Genomic DNA, 300 nt, shown 5'->3' with positions numbered 1-300 from the left:
GCTACCGACGGGCGGCGCGGCGCGGGCACCTACGCCAAGGTGGACGCGGCCAAGGATCTTCTCGCGAGCCACGGGCTGCCCTTCGGCGTGTCCATCTGCTACACCCACGACAACGCGCACTCCGTGGCCTCCGACGCGTACTTCGACTGGCTCATCGACAAAGGGGCGCTCTTCGCCTGGATCTTCACCTACATGCCCGTGGGCAAGGGCGAGCCGACCGAGCTCATGCCCACGCCGGACGACCGCAAACTGCTCTACCATTTCAACCGCCGGGTGCGGGCGGAGAAGCCCATCCTGACG

At 67.3% G+C, this 300-nt stretch carries 1 pseudogene; it reads left to right on the top strand.

Features of this window, described 5'->3' with window-relative positions:
- A pseudogene (locus NE591_RS14480) lies at positions 1-300 on the top strand (radical SAM protein); the annotation flags it as partial.

It is taken from the genome of Adlercreutzia sp. DFI.6.23, assembly GCF_024462535.1.
Lineage (GTDB): Bacteria > Actinomycetota > Coriobacteriia > Coriobacteriales > Eggerthellaceae > Adlercreutzia > Adlercreutzia rubneri.
The sequence above is the reverse complement of the archived record's forward strand: the minus strand, read 5'-3'. Positions and strand labels throughout refer to the sequence as shown.